A 14,579-nucleotide genomic window follows, 5' to 3' on the forward strand; every position below is an offset into this window, starting at 1 on the left:
GATGGGGTGGCCCCAACAGGCAGGGAGATCAGGTGTGACACGACCCCAATCCTATCTTGAACCATTAAACGTTCGTGGGCGCATCGCGCGGGCTCAACCCCTTGGCCTGCCGATCCTGAACTTGGGGTTCAACGAACTGCCGTATCCGCCCAGCCCGGGCGTGGCGCAGGCGCTGGCCGAAAGGGCGCAAAAGCTGGGATCCTACGGCAGCCCGGGATGTGATCTGCTGAGGGCGAAACTGGGCGAGGTTCATGGCCTTGACCCGGAGCACATCATTTGCGGCAACGGGTCGGAAGAATTGATCGATGTCATCGCCCGCAACTTTCTGCGTCCCGGCGATGAGATGCTGATCTCTCAGTTCGGATATATTCAGTTCGAAATGACCGCGCACCGCATCGGCGCGACCCTGAAAAAGGCACCCGAGGTTGATTATACGACAGACCCGCAGGCCCTGCTGGCCGCGACAGGGCCGCACACCAAGATCGTATTCCTTGCCAATCCGAACAACCCGACGGGTACGATGTTGCCCGCCGAGGATGTGGTGCAATTGGCCAGCGACATGCCAGAAAACGTGGTTCTTGTGCTGGATCTGGCGTATGGCGAATTCGCGGGAGAGGCGTATTGTCAGGCCATGCACCGGATCGTCGAGCGGCAAAACAATGTCATCGTTCTGCGCACGTTCTCCAAAGCCTTCGGCATGGCGGGTGTGCGGGTCGGCTGGGCCCATGCACCCGACTGGATGCTGCCTGGTTTCTATGCCGCACGCGGCATGGGCAGCGTCAACGGCATGGCGCAAGCCGCAGGCGGGGCGGCGTTAGGTGAAATGGATGTCATTCAGGCCCGCGTGGCCGAAATCGTCAGCGAACGCGACCGGGTGGCGGGCGTGTTGCGCCAGATGGGCATGACCGTGGTGCCAAGCCAGTCAAATTTCCTGTTGGTGAAGCTGGTAGAGGCCACCCCGGATGACACCGAAGCGCTTGTTGAACATCTGTTTGACACCTGCGGGATCATCGTCAACCGCACGCGCGAAGCCGGGCTTGAACCTTTCATGCGGTTCAGCCTGTCCCTGCCAGACCACAACGACTTGTTGCTTACTGGGATCCGGGCGTTTCTGGATGCGCGCTAGCCCTTGGGCGGCAATTTGTCGAGATGGCGCAGCATGGCGACAAATCCGGCCAGCCGTTCGTTCTTATAAGCGGGCACATCCATGCCGTCATAGTCCAGAAACCCCTTCCGGTCGCGCAGCCCGGTGCGGCCCTGGGCCATGTTATCTTCGATGATCCGGGGCGCGGCAAAGCGATCTTCGCCCGTCGCGCCTGCCATATACCGGCTGGCGTGAAACAAGATGTCGCCGCCGCCCCAGTCAATGAATTCCAACAGGCCCAATACGGCAAAGCGAAACCCAAACCCGTATTTCGTTGCCTTGTCGATATCCTCGGCACTGGCCACGCCTTCTTCGACCAGCCGCGCGGCTTCGTTCATCGCAAGCGCCTGAATGCGCGGAACGATATATCCGGGGCTGGCAGCGCAGACGACAGGCACTTTGCCGATACGTTCAAGCAAGGCCTTCAACGCGTCTGTGACGTCCGGATCGGTTTGATCACCGGGGGAGAGTTCGACCAGCGGCACCAGATAGGCCGGGTTCAACCAGTGCGCATTCAGGAACCTTTCAGGGTATGAAACATGGGGCTGCAAATCGTTCGACAGAATGGTGGACGTTGTCGAGGCGATGATCGCGTCAGGGTCGGCATGTTCCGAGATCAGGGCTAAGGCGGGGATCTTTGCCTCCATCGTTTCAGGCACGCCTTCAAAGATCACTGGTACACCCGCCAGGGCCGCCGCAGCGTCCGAGACCGGAAAAACCCGGATTCGCGACAAAACCGGGTCGATCTCATCCCCGGTCAGCATCCCGAACCCCGACATCATGGTCAACGTCGTGCGGATTTCGTCCAGTGCGATGGTGCTCAACGCCTCAAATGCGTCGGGGTCGCGCTGTTTCACATCGATCAACCGTACATCGTGACCGGCAAACGCAAAGGCGATGGCCATGCCGCGCCCCATCCGACCTGCGCCAACGGCGGCGATCACCTCGCGCGGCACCTCAGGCACCGTCCCGCAGCATCGTCTGTATCTCGTCCCGGGTCATGCGCGCCAGACCAAGGTTTTCCAGCGTCCGGCCTGTCTGGCGGAAATCATCGTCGCAAATTGCCGATCCTATCGCCAGCAACCCGGTGGCCGTCGGGGCAGGCACCCCGGCCCATTCGGCGACCGACACCAGAAAGGCCAACCCAACGGCAATGTCTTCGCGCATGTACCGATGTTCGGTCAAAATCAGCCGCTCGCGCCAGTCGCCACTGTCGACCAGCCTGTCATGGGCCATGTTGCCATACATCCATTCGTCAGCGTCATTGTCATAGTGATCGGCCAGCGGGAAATGCGGCGCGCCGTATCCCAACGCCTCGCGCACGGCCATCCGTTCGCCGTCTAGCCGCGTCGTCACACGCCGGACGCTGGGCTGCGTGCCCTCGTTATGGATATCCCAGTGATCAAAATGCTCGATCGGACCGGCATTCATCGTGATCAGCGGCGGGTGAATAATTGGTCCGGCATTCATCAGTGCCCCCGACAGCCCGTCGCCGGCAGGTTCAACCGACGGATAGGCCTGTGCGATCACCGCAAATGCGTGGTCCGCGTTGCGATAGGGGTACACGCCGCTGGGCAGCCGCGTCGCGCGGGTCGTAATCGCGACTGTGTCTGTGCCGTGCAACCGGGTCAGATAGGGCAGGGTGCCGGCTTCGGCCCAGCTGATGTCTGCGGTATTGCCTGCCTTGCGCACGATGTCCGACATCATCCAGCTGCCAAAACTGCCCGGAGGCAGAAAAACGACCTGATCATCAACCAAGTGCGGCGCCAGCGCGGCGGCGATATCGGCCTGTGCCGTGGCCGGGGTGGGACAAACGATCAGCTGTGCGCCCGTCACGGCCTCTCCAATATCGGATGTCACCGTATCGATGCGCACCGGGCGTTCGCCCTGAAAATCTCTCAGCGTCAGTGTGTTGTTAGCAGCGCGCAACTGCGCAACACCGTCTGCGTTACGCCGCCAGAACCGCACCGAATGACCCTGATCGCTCAGATCGACTGCCGCGGCCACCGATCCGTTGCCGCCGCCTAATACAGCTATGTCCATCAAATGCCCCTCTGGTTGCGCGCGTGGATTTCTTAACTCTTGAACGGTTGCCCGCAGCATGTATCAATTTACGGACTAGAAAAACAAAAAATCAAACGACCCTGGGAGTGTAGAACATGACATATTTCGAAGGGCTTTCGAAAAAAGCCAAAACCAGTATCGCAGCGCTGACCGTCGCATCCCTGATGTCTCCGGTCGCAGCCTGGGCCGAAGACAAGGTAAGTGCCGTGCACGCCTTTCCGGCCTTTCTGGTGTATACAAAGACTTTTCTGGCGATGGTCGATGACATCAATGAACGCGGCAAAGGCATCGTTCAGATCGAAGTCCGCGGTGGCCCCGAAGCCATCGGCATGTTCCAGCAACCCGCTGCCGTGCGCGATGGTGTGGTCGACATGGTGCACACACCGGGCAGCTTTTATGGCGCCAACGTGCCCGAGATTGATGCAATGGTTGCCTCACGCGTGACCCCGATGGAAGCGCGCGAAAACGGTGGCGCGGCGTTGATGGATCAAGCGCATCAGGACCGGTTCAATGTCCGGCATCTGGGCTGGATCGATGGCGGTATCAAGTTCCACATCTATATGAATTCAGAGCCTAAATTCCGCGATGATGGCGTGCTGGATCTGACCGGCGTCAAGCTGCGCGACAACCCAATCTATCACGCGTTCTTTGAATCGCTGAATGCGACAACCTCGTCGATGCCGGCAACTGAAGTCTATGCGGCACTGGAAAAAGGCGTCGTGGACGCTGCGGCCTGGACAGAGATTGGTATTCCGCAGCTGAAGTGGAACGAATTCCTGAAGTACCGTGTGGATCCGACCTTCTACAACACCGACATCGGTGTGATCTTCAACAAAGACGCCTGGGCGTCGCTGTCGCCTGAATCCCAGAAGCTGATCGAAGAAGTCGTGATCGAATGGGAAGGCAAATCTTACGCGGATCGTCAGGCTGAGATCGCAGCCGATGCCAAGGTTCTGTCCGATGGCGGCATGACCTTTGTCGCGCACTCCAAAGAAGCTGGCGAAGTTTATCAGAACATGGCTGACGACGCGGCTTGGGCGCGGATGTACGAACGTATTGATGGCGGCGGTGCCGGTGCCGAAATGTACAACGCCCTGCGCAAGCACTACGCCGGCGCGATGTAATCGAACCATGGCGCCATCCCTCACGGGGTGGTGCCATTTTCAACCCGCGTGACAAGCGGGACCAGCGAGACAGGGGTGTACGAATGCGTGTGGTCGACCGTGTCTGCGATATTCTCGCAGCATTTGCCGGGGTTTACTTGGTTGGCATCATGCTGGGGATCGTGATCAGCGCCCTTGCACGCACTTTCAATGTATCCGGGTCCTGGACCTCGCATATCTTTACGTTTGCCGAGTTCGGCCTGCTTTACATCGTGATGGCGGCCTCGCCATGGTTGGTGCGCCATCGCGGGCATGTGTTCATCGAATTGCTGACAGCCATTATTCCAGCGCCGTATCAGGCCTGGTTCAGCCGCTTTGTTTCACTTCTATGCGTGATCATCTGCGCCGTGCTGGTCTGGTACACGTGGGGCGCGACGGTGAAGGCCTATAATTATGGCGATGCTGAAATGCGCAGTCTTGATATGCCGAAATACCTGCTTTTGGGCGCGATGCCGATTGGCTTTGGTCTGATGGGCATACAGTTCCTCCGGTTCGTGTTCGGGCCGGAAACCTTCCATACCGGCCAGGCCGGCGTTCACGAATAAGACCGCAAAGGGACTGCACCTATGGAATGGTTCGAGGCACTTTTCTTTCTGCTTGGCATGATCCTGTTCTTCATGTTTCTGGGTATTCCCGTGGCGCTGGCGTTTCTGGCGGCCAACGTGATCGGAGCCGTCTATTTCATGGGCGGGCGTGGTCCGCTTGAGGTGCAGATGGCGCGTGGGATCGGGCAATTGGCCAACAACGCGATCCCCACGATCACCAGTTTCAACCTGATGCCGGTGCCGATGTTCCTGCTTATGGGCGAGATCTTCTTTTTCACAGGCCTTGCCAACCGTATGTTCACGGCCGTCGACCGACTGATGGGCAAACTTCCTGCGCGGCTGTCTTTCGTGACCGTGGCGGGTGGCACCGCCTTTGCCACCTTGTCGGGCTCGTCCATGGGGTCCACGGCGCTGCTGGGTTCGCTGATGGTGCCCGAGATGCAGAAACGTGGCTATAAAAAGCATATGTCCATCGGGCCGATCCTTGGCACTGGCGGTCTGGCTATGCTGATCCCGCCGTCGGCTTTGGCCGTGCTTTTGGGCACACTGGCCGAACTCGACATCGGGGATCTGCTGATCGCAGGGGTCATGCCGGGGCTGTTGCTGGCCTGCTTTTATGTCGTGATCATCCTTGGGATGGCATTGGTCGACCCGACCGCTGCCCCGGCATATGACGTCGAAAGCTCGACCTTCACCGAAAAACTGCGCCTGATCTTTGTCGATATCATCCCGATGGTGTCCATCGTGGTCCTTGTCATTCTGGTGATCATGAATGGCATTGCCACCCCGTCCGAAAGCGCCGCCTTCGGGTGCCTTGGTGTCGTGGTTCTGGCCGCGCTGTACAGATCTCTGACATGGGATGGCATCGTGAAATCGGTGACCGGCGCGCTCAAGGTTACCACGATGGCGCTGCTGATCATCTTCGGCTCGGCCACGTTTTCCGCGCTTTTGGCCTTTTCCGGCGCGTCCTCGGGGTTGATCAAATGGGCCACGGCATTTGACCTTAGCCCGATCACCATGCTGGTGGTGATGTTCCTAATCCTGCTGGTTCTGGGCATGTTCATGGATCAGTTGTCGATGATGCTGTTGACGGTGCCAATCTTCTTCCCGCTGGCGCAAACACTTGGCTTTGATCTGATCTGGTTCGCCGTGATCATCCTGCTGGCGCTTGAGATCAGCTTTACCACGCCGCCTTTCGGGTTGCTTTTGTTCGTCATGAAAGGGGTCTCGGCCCCCGGAACGACGATGCGCGACATCTATGTTGCCGCCCTTCCTTTCATGGCCTGCGCAGTGTTTCTGGTGTTCCTGCTGATCCTGTTTCCGCAAATCGCGCTCTGGCTTCCCAGCCTTGGGAACTAGCGTCACAACCCCTTGGGGTGGGTCAGAAACTCTTCGATCACGTGATCCGGGGCTTTGGTGTAATCCCCGACACGGCTGACGCTCTGACCGGTCAGGCGCTTCAACTCTACGGCCATCTCGGCGGCTTTGACGGCAATCGGGATCCCGTTCAACACCGGGGCGCCGTCGATCTGATGATCGTAGAATTTTGAGAACAGGAGCATCGGAATGCCGCCGCCGGGGATCAGCACGTCAATCCCGTCTTCCACCAGTGGGCGGCCCTGTTCTTCGAACAGGCGCTTGACCTCGTCCGCTTTGTCATCGTCGCCATAGGCGGCCAGGATCTGCCCTGGTTCAAAGCTCATTGCGTGCACGCCCGTGACCCGGTCCTTCAGCCCGTATTTCCCAATCTGATGGTGAAACCAAGGAATAAACCGCGTGTTGATCGTGACGATACCCAGCCGCTGACCCATCTGGCAGGCCCACAGCATTGTCGCTTCGCCCAGCCCGATGACGGGGATGTCGACAACACTGCGCGCTTCATACAGGCCTGCATCCTGAAAATGCCCGACCACAAATGCGTCGTATCCCTCGCGCTCGGCCTGTATCGCGTTACAGATCATTTCCCGTGCACAACGGAATTCGACCAAGGGATGCGCATAGCTGTCAAACGGCGTGATGCCGCGAATATCGACAGTGGTTCCGGCCGATGAAACCTCATCCAGATGCGGCTTCAGTACGTCCCAATAAGACGCGCCGTTTTCATAATCTACGTAGCTTTGATACCAGATCTTCATTGCTTTGGCCCCGTTCAGAATTATCAGCAACAGCCCATCCGGTGGCAATTTTGCCACCCGGGGCACAGTCAGAAATCAGTCTGCAACATACGCGTCGACTTCGATCTCGACCAGCCATTCCGAATTCACGAACCGATCAATCGCCATGATCGTGTCGACAGGTCGCGCATCCTGACAGTATTCCTTGCGGGCCTCGATCGCCTCTTTCCAGTCATCGATATTCGTCAGGATGACACGCGTCCGAACGATGTCTTGCAAGCCCGAGCCAGCCTGTTCAAGTGCGGCTTTGATAATTTCAAAACACTGCCTGGTCTGCGCCCGAACATCGCCGACCCCCACGGTTTTTCACTGTGCATCAACCGGTGCGGTGCCACCCACAGCGATGAAAGGGCCCACACGCACGGCACGAGTGAACCCGACGATTTTCTCCATCGGATTTCCGTTCGAAATAAGGGTTCTTGCATTGGTCATAGCCCACGATCCTTCGCTTTATCGGTCCTTGGTAGCATGCAAACCCCTGTCACAGGCGTGAAAAGCGGGGGGGTTTAGTGTTGTTAGCGTACGAAATGGGGCACACACTCCAATCCGGGGGCTTCAAAGGTTTGAACAAGTGGACCGTGCTTTTCGCTTGGCGGAGGTGTCCACGCCCTCTCTGCATCCGGTTTCACCTGTGATTTGGGGGCTGATTTTGCTGATCACGTTTCTTCCATTTGTCGTCGCGTTTTGACAGATGGCCCGCGGTCGGCGCCGGGGGGCAATTCCGGCATGTTTCAACATGCCTTTGCCGAACCACCAATCATCTGTTAGGCAACGCACGATCCAAAGCAGGGCTTATCGATACAATCCACTCTCTTACAGCTCTGAATTAGCGACCCAAATAGACGACTTAGGAGTACCGAATGCTGACCATCAGACGTCTGGATATAAGCGATGCGTATTCGCTGATCGCTGGTGCGCGGGCCAAGGCACAGGAAATCGGCGTGCCAATGTGCATCGCCGTCACAGACGAAAGCGGCAACCTCATCGCATTTGAGCGGATGGATGGCAGCAAGATCACCAGTATCAATCTAGCCATCGACAAAAGCTTTACCGCAACGGGCATAAAAAAGGGCACCCACGTGCTGGGAGAAGTCAATCAACCTGGCAAGCCAGCGCATGGGATCTCGTCCACGCTGGGGGGGCGCATGGTCGTTGTTGCAGGCGGCCTTCCAGTGCTGTCTGACGGCGAGGTCGTGGGTGGTATCGGCGTCAGTTCCGGGTCGCCCGCACAGGACCTTGAAGTGGCAGAGGCCGGCGTCCAGGCGTTTTCAGAAATCCAATCCTAATACAAACCTTCCAGGAGTCAGTTATGACAAAACCCGTCATCGGTTTCATCGGCCTCGGCCTTATGGGTGGCAACATGGCCGAATGCCTGCAAAAGAACGGCTTTGATCTTGTCGTCATGGGCCGCAACAAAAAGGCTGTCGCGGCCACCGTTGCACGCGGTGCTACCGAAGTTTCCTCGCCCAAGGAACTTGCAGAAGCCAGCGATATTGTGATGCTTTGCGTGACGACCTCGGATGTCGTCGAAAGCCTGGTATATGGCGATGACGGCATTTTGGCCGGGATCAAAGAAGGCGCCGTTCTGATTGACTATGGAACCTCTATTCCGGCTTCGACACAAAAGATTGGTGCTGATCTTGCCGCGAAAGGCGCAGGCATGATCGATGCTCCGCTTGGGCGCACTCCGGCGCATGCCAAGGACGGCCTCTTGAACATCATGGCGGCGGGCGACAAGGATACCTTTGAAAAGGTAAAACCGGTCCTCGACGTTCAGGGCGAGAACGTCTTTTATCTTGGCGCACTTGGTGCCGGTCACACGACCAAGCTGATCAATAATTTCATGGGTATGACCACAGTTTGCACGATGAGCCAAGCCTTCGCTGTGGCCGATCGCGCAGGCATTGACCGCCAGCAACTTTTTGACATCATGTCAGCCGGTCCATCCAACTCACCCTTCATGCAGTTCAGCAAGAAATACGCTGTGGACGGTATCAGCGACCTTGGCTTTTCTATCGCCAATGCCAACAAGGATTTGGGTTACTTCGTGCAAATGATCGAAGACATGGGCACCCGTGCGCAGATCGCTGAGGGCACGTCTTCTAACCTTCAGGCCGCCGTGGACGCGGGCATGGGGGATGGCAATGTTCCCGAGATATTCGACATGTTCCTCACGCTGAAGAAATGACCCGATAAAGGGGGGCAGGCCGCGCTGCGGTGTCTGGGACAACGCGGGACTAGGTTCTCCCCTTTGCCGTGATCTTCCGTTTTTTCGACTACAGGGGCGGATCACTTCAAAGGGAGAGACTCACATAAGCGACTTGAGTTCGCTCATGTCATTCCCGGGCCAGCCTCAATTGCCCTTTTTGTGAAGATGCGCAGACGGGGAGGCGCCGAAACGTTCCCTGTAGTGTCGCGAGAACACACTGTTAGAGTTGAACCCACAGGCCACCGCGATTTGCGCGACGGTCATGTCGGTCTCTACGATTAATGCGCGCGCACGGTCCAGACGGATGTTGCGATACGTTATCGTGGGCGATTCACCCAAGTATTGGCTGAAATGCCTCTCAATCTGGCGGCGGGACAACCCGGTCATGGCGCTCAGGTCATCCAGCGCCAAAGGGTCTTCGATATTTCTGTGCATGGCTTGCACGACCTGCACGAGCTTGGGATTGCGCGTGCTCAGCGCGCGGGCCAGAGAAGAGCGTTGCGCCGTTCCGGGATCGATTTGTCCGCCATTCAAACACATGTCGGAGACGACAATCGCAAAGTCGCGCCCGTGATCCCGTTGAATGATCGTCAACATCATTTCGGTTGCAGCCGCGCCACCACCGCAGGTCCAAAGGTCTCCGTCAATCTCGAACCGCTTGGGAGAGGGTGCCAGATCGGGAAATGCTTCGATAAAGCCGGGTTGGTTTTCCCAGTGCAGTGTAAAGGTGCGATCCTGAAGAAGGCCTGCACGTGCGAGCGTGGCTGCCCCGGTGCATATCCCACCGACGTTGCCGCCGAACCGCACGTGTTTGCGGAGTTTGGCGACAGTGGTGTCGCTGGCAGCTTCCAAACCCTGGTTGCCCGAGCAGACCAGCAAACGCAGGTTCTGCGGAAGCGCGTCCAAGCTACCATGCACACCGATGTCCATCCCGGACGATGAGCTGACCGCATCGCCCGTCTCGGAAAACACAGTCCACCGATAAAGAGGTTTCTGGGCCAGCTGATTGGCGATGCGCAAGGGATCAAGGGCAGCGCTGAACGCCAAGAGCGTGAACCTGGGAAGCAGAAGAAAGCCCAGCTCTCTGGGGTTATCAAACCCCTCAACCGGGAAAAAGAACGCCCCTTCAGGGACCACCTCTGGTCCCTGAAGGGGGGATTCCAATCCCTTATTCGGCAATATCTTCTGCCCAGAGTTCCGGCTTTTCGGTGATGAACCGCTGCATCAACGCAATGCAGTCGGGATCGTCCGCCACGATGACCTCGACCCCCTTGGATCGCAGGAAGTCTTCGTTGCCGCCAAAGTTCTTGTTTTCGCCAATAACAACGCGTGGAATGCCGAATTGGATGATCGTGCCAGTGCACATCATGCAGGGACTGAGCGAGGTATAAAGCGTCGTGTCGCGATAGGTTTTCTGACGTCCCGCCTTGCGCAGCGCATCCATCTCGCCATGCGCAATTGGGTCACCTTTCTGCACACGTTGGTTGCGCCCCTGGGCGACAACCTGACCGTCCCGTGCAAGCACCGAACCTATTGGGCAGCCGCCCTCGTCAAATCCGGCTTTCGCCTCGTCATAGGCGATGCGCAGGAGACGGGTATCATCAGCATTCATGTCGTCTAGTCCTGTCATTTGAGAATGGGGCCATCGTAGTAGGGCAGTGTTTCAACACTGGGCGTCCAAGTGCGCGCCCGTTGCAACGAGTCTAAATGATCTGCGATTTCGTCCAGCGTGGCAAACCAGACATTTTTGTCGGTCTGCGTCCTTTCGATCCACGCCTCTACCTGTTTCCAGCGCGCCAGGCGGCCTGTCAGGAAAGGGTGGATGATCAACATAAAGAACCCGCCCGCGTCGTATTGCGCGTCGAATTCTTCCCAAAATCCAGCAAGGCCCAGTGAGGGCGAGCGCACCGGCATCATATACCCGATTTCGTCGTAATGCGCGAAGGGTGGCCAATCGTCGGTGCCCCAGTGTACCGGCATTTCATAGAGCGTCCCATTGGCTGTCTGCAACTGATAGGGAATGTCATCGGCCATCATGGAACTGTCATAGCGCAGTCCATGTTCGATCATCAGGTCTACAACCTCTTGCGTGATGTTGTAGACCGGCGCGCGGTACCCACGGGGCTTTTGACCGCAGATGCGTTGGTGCGCGTCCAGCGTGCGTTCAAACCACTCGCGCTGTTGGCCGCGAGTCGCAATGGGGTCTTCATGCAGATAGCCATGATGGCCGATCTCATGCCCGTCTTTCAGGATCGCTTCGGCCACGTCGGGGTACGTCTCTAGACACCAGCCGGGGATAAAGAACGACTGCTTGAGACCCATTCGCCGGTACGTATCAAGGATGCGGGGCAGGGCGATTTTTGGCCCATAGCGGCCCATTGATATAGGGTAAAGCCGGTCATGGCTGTCTTCGGGTTTGGCAATATGGATCAGGCTATCCGCATCCATGTCGAACGTAATCGCAACCGCACATTTAGCGTCGTTGGGCCAGGGAATGGGATTGCGGATCATTTATCAGCCCTCGTTTAAGACGTGTGCGCTTGAGGTATCCCATGACAACCAAATCTCATCGCCGCTGTTCAGGTCAAACTTTGACAATTCACGTTCCTGCATCTGGACTTTGAACTCATGGCCCTGCGCGTCTTCCAGGAACAACGTGACCATAGAGCCCACAAACTCCTCCGAGATCAGCTTGCACTTGGCGGCATTGTCGCCAACGGGCTTGTCAATTGATATGTGGACGAGATCAGCCGAGATCACGAAACTTGCGGTGTGCCCTTCGATCAAGAGAACGTCATTTGTGGGAACCGTGAATTCACCCGAAGGCGTGGTGATGCGTGCGGTGTCGTCTGTCAACTTCGTGACCGTGCCGGACAGGATATTGTTGCGACCGACAAATTCGGCAACAAATTGGTTTGCAGGTGCCCGGTAAATGTCTTTGGGAGAACCGATCTGGGCAATTTCGCCGTTGCCCATGATCACGACCCGGTCTGCCATGGCAAAGGCTTCGGATTGCGAGTGGGTGACGTAAACGAAGGTGATCCCCAACTCGCGTTGCAGGTCGGTCAGGACGGCTTGCATCCGGATGACCAAATGCGCGTCGAGAGCCGATAGCGGCTCATCCAGCAGCAGGATTTGCGGTTCCATCACCAAGGAGCGGGCGAGCGCGACGCGCTGTTTCTGACCACCCGAGAGGGTCGAGATATCGCGGTCGGCAAATTCAAGAATGCCCATCTTGCCCAACCATTTGAGCGCGCGTTCCTTCCGCTCGGCCTTGTCAACGCCGCGCATCTTCAAGCCGAATTCCACGTTTTCGCGGGCGGTCAGGAAGGGGAACAACGCCAATGATTGCCAGACCAGTGGTGTGTCGCGTTCATGCGGGGCGACATCGTTCATGATTTCGCCGTTCAGACGGATTTCACCAACGCTTGGGGCTTCCAAACCTGCCAACATGCGCAAAGTCGTCGTCTTCCCGCAACCGGACGGGCCCATGATCGCAAGAAATTCACCTTCGCGGATTTCAAAATCCAGCTCTTTGACGGCAACAAAATCGCCGAAGGTCTTTTGTACTTTATCAAAGATGACAAGAGGTGCGCTCATGTTCGGGTGCTTTTCAGTTGGCGGCTGGCAAAGAAGACTTGCGCCAGCACAACGAGGGTCATGGAGATGAGGAAAACAAAGGTGCCGATGGCATTCACCTGCGGGTCAATGTTGCCCTGCACGATTTCAAGAATGATCACAGGCAGGGTTTTGTTGAGGCCCGAGACAAACCAGGAGACGGCAAATTCATCAAATGAGACTGCGGCCGTCAGGAACAGGCCCGAAAAGATCGCAGGTTTACAAAACGGAATAATCACGTGGCGCATGGTTGCCCATTCGGACCCACCAAGGTTCCATGCCGCGGCTTCCAGATCAGGGTCCATCTGGTTCAGCCGCAAACGGATTACGGCCATCGCAAATGGCGCGGTCAGAACAGAATGGGCTATGACAATCGAATAAAGCTGGCCCGACATGCCGATCTTGGAGAACCAAGCCAGCATTGCCAGCGCCATGATAATCAGCGGGATTGTGGGCGGCAAAAGGATCAGGGCAAGGTACGGGCCTTTGAAGCGGAAGTTGTAACGGTAATCGGAATAGGCCGTGCAAAAGCCAAGGAACGTCGCAATCACGGCAGTTGAAGTTGAAACAATGAGACTGTTCAACGCGGCCTCCCACACATCGGGATCCGCGAGGATCTTTGCGTACCATTCAGTTGAAAATTCACCCAAGGGGATGGTCGGAAAGCGTTGAGAGTTGAAGGAAAAGATCATGCTGAAAATGATCGGCGCGAACACAAAGACAAAAATCAGCGCGACATAGATGCCAAGGATCACGTTGAGGGTGCGGTTCGCCTTCATTTCGCGCCCTTCCGTTTACGGTACGCCAGCGCGATCCCGGTAAAGGCGATGGCAAAGAGCGTCAGCATCATCATGATCGCGACAACAGCGGCGCGGGGCCATTGCTGTCCCGATTTGGTGGTATCCAGGATCAGGATTGGTAGCGTCGGTTCTTGCGAACCGCCCAAGTAAAAGGGCGCGACAAAATCTCCGAACGACAGGATGAAACAGAAAATCGCCGCGATGATCAGGCCGGTTTTGGACAGTGGAAGGATGACTTGCCAGATCGTGGCAAGGGGCCTGCATCCAAGGTTGCGGGCGGCCTCGACCAGTGTTTTGTCGATGTTGGCCATGGTCACGGTTTGCAAAATCACCACCAGCGGCAGGGTCAGTGTCATGTATCCGACCAGCGTGCCGAAATTCGTGTTGAGCATCGTGTAGGGGCCAAGGCCAATATAGCCCAGTATCGCATTCACAACGCCGCTTTCGGACAGGATGACAAACCACGAAAACGTGCGGACCAGATAGCTGGTGAAGAACGGGATAATCAGTAGGAATATCGCCCAACGCCGCGTGCTTTCACTGGCGCGAAAGGCCAGTGCGAAAGCCGCTGGAAAGGCAAGGCACATCGCGCAGGTGGTCGAGACGGAAGCGATGAACACCGTGTACCAATAGCTGTCCCAGAAATAGCCCCGCGACAGCATCTTTGACCAGTTCACGAACTCGAAAGCCTCGGTCATGCGATAGTTCTTCACAAGGAAGAACGACATCGCGACCATGAACAGGACCGGACCGACAAAGAAAATGAACTGCCAGAAGATGATCGGCAAGCGCCATGTCAGGGCATAAATATTGATGCTTCGACCGGATTTTGAGGACATGTTTTGCGCGGGACCTTTTTGAA

The 14,579-nt window shown here is 57.1% G+C and carries 17 protein-coding genes; 6 read left to right on the top strand and 11 right to left on the bottom strand.

Features of this window, described 5'->3' with window-relative positions; genetic code table 11:
- The first annotated feature begins 34 nt into the window (after positions 1-34).
- The gene (locus tag FOY56_RS17645; RefSeq protein ID WP_186766377.1) at positions 35-1,126 is read left to right on the top strand and encodes a pyridoxal phosphate-dependent aminotransferase; all 1,092 of its coding nucleotides are present in this window, start codon (positions 35-37) and stop codon (positions 1,124-1,126) included.
- Here the strand turns inward: FOY56_RS17645 and FOY56_RS17650 are convergent.
- On the bottom strand, positions 1,123-2,109 hold the full coding sequence (locus FOY56_RS17650; protein ID WP_246139518.1) for a 3-hydroxybutyryl-CoA dehydrogenase: 987 nt from the start codon (positions 2,107-2,109) through the stop codon (positions 1,123-1,125). The genes FOY56_RS17645 and FOY56_RS17650 overlap by 4 nt on opposite strands.
- Positions 2,102-3,187 (bottom strand): NAD/NADP-dependent octopine/nopaline dehydrogenase family protein, encoded by a 1,086-nt coding sequence (locus tag FOY56_RS17655; protein WP_146347202.1) that lies wholly within the window; start codon positions 3,185-3,187, stop codon positions 2,102-2,104. Before FOY56_RS17655 ends, FOY56_RS17650 begins: the two co-directional genes overlap by 8 nt.
- 116 nt (positions 3,188-3,303) lie before the next feature.
- Between FOY56_RS17655 and dctP the strand changes: the two genes are divergently transcribed.
- The 3 genes from dctP (at position 3,304) to FOY56_RS17670 (ending at position 6,275) form a co-directional block, all read left to right on the top strand.
- Positions 3,304-4,332: a TRAP transporter substrate-binding protein DctP gene (dctP, locus tag FOY56_RS17660; RefSeq protein WP_146347203.1), complete on the top strand. Its 1,029-nt coding sequence runs from the start codon at positions 3,304-3,306 to the stop codon at positions 4,330-4,332.
- An 83-nt stretch (positions 4,333-4,415) separates the two neighbouring features.
- Positions 4,416-4,916 (top strand): TRAP transporter small permease, encoded by a 501-nt coding sequence (locus tag FOY56_RS17665; protein WP_146347204.1) that lies wholly within the window; start codon positions 4,416-4,418, stop codon positions 4,914-4,916.
- Positions 4,917-4,937: 21 nt separating this feature from the next.
- Positions 4,938-6,275, top strand: coding sequence for a TRAP transporter large permease (locus FOY56_RS17670; protein ID WP_146347205.1), 1,338 nt, complete (start codon positions 4,938-4,940; stop codon positions 6,273-6,275).
- A 2-nt stretch (positions 6,276-6,277) separates the two neighbouring features.
- Here FOY56_RS17670 and FOY56_RS17675 read toward each other — a convergent pair whose 3' ends face one another.
- Genes FOY56_RS17675 through FOY56_RS24075 form a run of 3 tightly spaced genes read right to left on the bottom strand, consistent with a single transcriptional unit; the run spans position 6,278 to position 7,522 of the window.
- Positions 6,278-7,081, bottom strand: a complete 804-nt coding sequence (locus FOY56_RS17675) for an aspartate/glutamate racemase family protein (RefSeq protein WP_246139519.1) — start codon at positions 7,079-7,081, stop codon at positions 6,278-6,280.
- Positions 7,082-7,126: 45 nt separating this feature from the next.
- A complete protein-coding gene (locus FOY56_RS17680; protein ID WP_246139520.1) occupies positions 7,127-7,390 on the bottom strand; it encodes a Rid family hydrolase in 264 nt (87 codons plus the stop codon).
- Between the two features lie 6 nt (positions 7,391-7,396).
- The gene (locus tag FOY56_RS24075) at positions 7,397-7,522 is read right to left on the bottom strand and encodes a RidA family protein (RefSeq protein WP_281288838.1); all 126 of its coding nucleotides are present in this window, start codon (positions 7,520-7,522) and stop codon (positions 7,397-7,399) included.
- 428 nt (positions 7,523-7,950) lie between these two features.
- Between FOY56_RS24075 and FOY56_RS17685 the strand changes: the two genes are divergently transcribed.
- Positions 7,951-8,376 (top strand): GlcG/HbpS family heme-binding protein, encoded by a 426-nt coding sequence (locus FOY56_RS17685; protein WP_146347206.1) that lies wholly within the window; start codon positions 7,951-7,953, stop codon positions 8,374-8,376.
- Between the two features lie 23 nt (positions 8,377-8,399).
- The gene (locus FOY56_RS17690; RefSeq protein WP_146347208.1) at positions 8,400-9,278 is read left to right on the top strand and encodes an NAD(P)-dependent oxidoreductase; all 879 of its coding nucleotides are present in this window, start codon (positions 8,400-8,402) and stop codon (positions 9,276-9,278) included.
- 165 nt (positions 9,279-9,443) lie between these two features.
- Here the strand turns inward: FOY56_RS17690 and FOY56_RS17695 are convergent, their stop codons facing one another.
- From FOY56_RS17695 to FOY56_RS17720, 6 genes are all read right to left on the bottom strand, one after another.
- Entirely contained in the window at positions 9,444-10,346 is a 903-nt protein-coding gene (locus tag FOY56_RS17695) for a GlxA family transcriptional regulator (RefSeq protein ID WP_246139521.1), read from the bottom strand.
- Between the two features lie 121 nt (positions 10,347-10,467).
- A complete protein-coding gene (locus FOY56_RS17700; RefSeq protein WP_146347211.1) occupies positions 10,468-10,911 on the bottom strand; it encodes a nucleoside deaminase in 444 nt (147 codons plus the stop codon).
- Between the two features lie 14 nt (positions 10,912-10,925).
- Positions 10,926-11,810, bottom strand: a complete 885-nt coding sequence (locus tag FOY56_RS17705; RefSeq protein ID WP_146347213.1) for a polysaccharide deacetylase family protein — start codon at positions 11,808-11,810, stop codon at positions 10,926-10,928.
- Between the two features lie 3 nt (positions 11,811-11,813).
- On the bottom strand, positions 11,814-12,899 hold the full coding sequence (locus tag FOY56_RS17710) for an ABC transporter ATP-binding protein (RefSeq protein ID WP_146347214.1): 1,086 nt from the start codon (positions 12,897-12,899) through the stop codon (positions 11,814-11,816).
- Positions 12,896-13,696 carry an ABC transporter permease gene (locus FOY56_RS17715; protein ID WP_146347216.1) on the bottom strand — a complete coding sequence of 267 codons (801 nt, stop codon included), beginning with the start codon at positions 13,694-13,696 and terminating at the stop codon, positions 12,896-12,898. Before FOY56_RS17715 ends, FOY56_RS17710 begins: the two co-directional genes overlap by 4 nt.
- On the bottom strand, positions 13,693-14,556 hold the full coding sequence (locus tag FOY56_RS17720) for an ABC transporter permease (protein WP_146347218.1): 864 nt from the start codon (positions 14,554-14,556) through the stop codon (positions 13,693-13,695). Before FOY56_RS17720 ends, FOY56_RS17715 begins: the two co-directional genes overlap by 4 nt.
- Positions 14,557-14,579: the final 23 nt, after the last annotated feature.

The organism is Falsiphaeobacter marinintestinus (assembly GCF_007923355.1).
In the GTDB taxonomy this organism is placed as follows: Bacteria; Pseudomonadota; Alphaproteobacteria; order Rhodobacterales; family Rhodobacteraceae; genus Phaeobacter_A; species Phaeobacter_A marinintestinus.

What these genes read in the sequence shown, in the direction of transcription:
- FOY56_RS17710 (WP_146347214.1), bottom strand. Translation starts at nt 12,899, where the DNA reads ATGAGCGCACCTCTTGTCATCTTTGATAAAGTACAAAAGACCTTCGGC.
- FOY56_RS17720 (WP_146347218.1), bottom strand. Translation starts at nt 14,556, where the DNA reads ATGTCCTCAAAATCCGGTCGAAGCATCAATATTTATGCCCTGACATGG.
- FOY56_RS17705 (WP_146347213.1), bottom strand. Translation starts at nt 11,810, where the DNA reads ATGATCCGCAATCCCATTCCCTGGCCCAACGACGCTAAATGTGCGGTT.
- FOY56_RS17685 (WP_146347206.1), top strand. Translation starts at nt 7,951, where the DNA reads ATGCTGACCATCAGACGTCTGGATATAAGCGATGCGTATTCGCTGATC.
- FOY56_RS24075 (WP_281288838.1), bottom strand. Translation starts at nt 7,522, where the DNA reads ATGACCAATGCAAGAACCCTTATTTCGAACGGAAATCCGATGGAGAAA.
- FOY56_RS17665 (WP_146347204.1), top strand. Translation starts at nt 4,416, where the DNA reads ATGCGTGTGGTCGACCGTGTCTGCGATATTCTCGCAGCATTTGCCGGG.
- FOY56_RS17700 (WP_146347211.1), bottom strand. Translation starts at nt 10,911, where the DNA reads ATGAATGCTGATGATACCCGTCTCCTGCGCATCGCCTATGACGAGGCG.
- FOY56_RS17690 (WP_146347208.1), top strand. Translation starts at nt 8,400, where the DNA reads ATGACAAAACCCGTCATCGGTTTCATCGGCCTCGGCCTTATGGGTGGC.
- FOY56_RS17715 (WP_146347216.1), bottom strand. Translation starts at nt 13,696, where the DNA reads ATGAAGGCGAACCGCACCCTCAACGTGATCCTTGGCATCTATGTCGCG.
- FOY56_RS17670 (WP_146347205.1), top strand. Translation starts at nt 4,938, where the DNA reads ATGGAATGGTTCGAGGCACTTTTCTTTCTGCTTGGCATGATCCTGTTC.
- FOY56_RS17655 (WP_146347202.1), bottom strand. Translation starts at nt 3,187, where the DNA reads ATGGACATAGCTGTATTAGGCGGCGGCAACGGATCGGTGGCCGCGGCA.
- dctP (WP_146347203.1), top strand. Translation starts at nt 3,304, where the DNA reads ATGACATATTTCGAAGGGCTTTCGAAAAAAGCCAAAACCAGTATCGCA.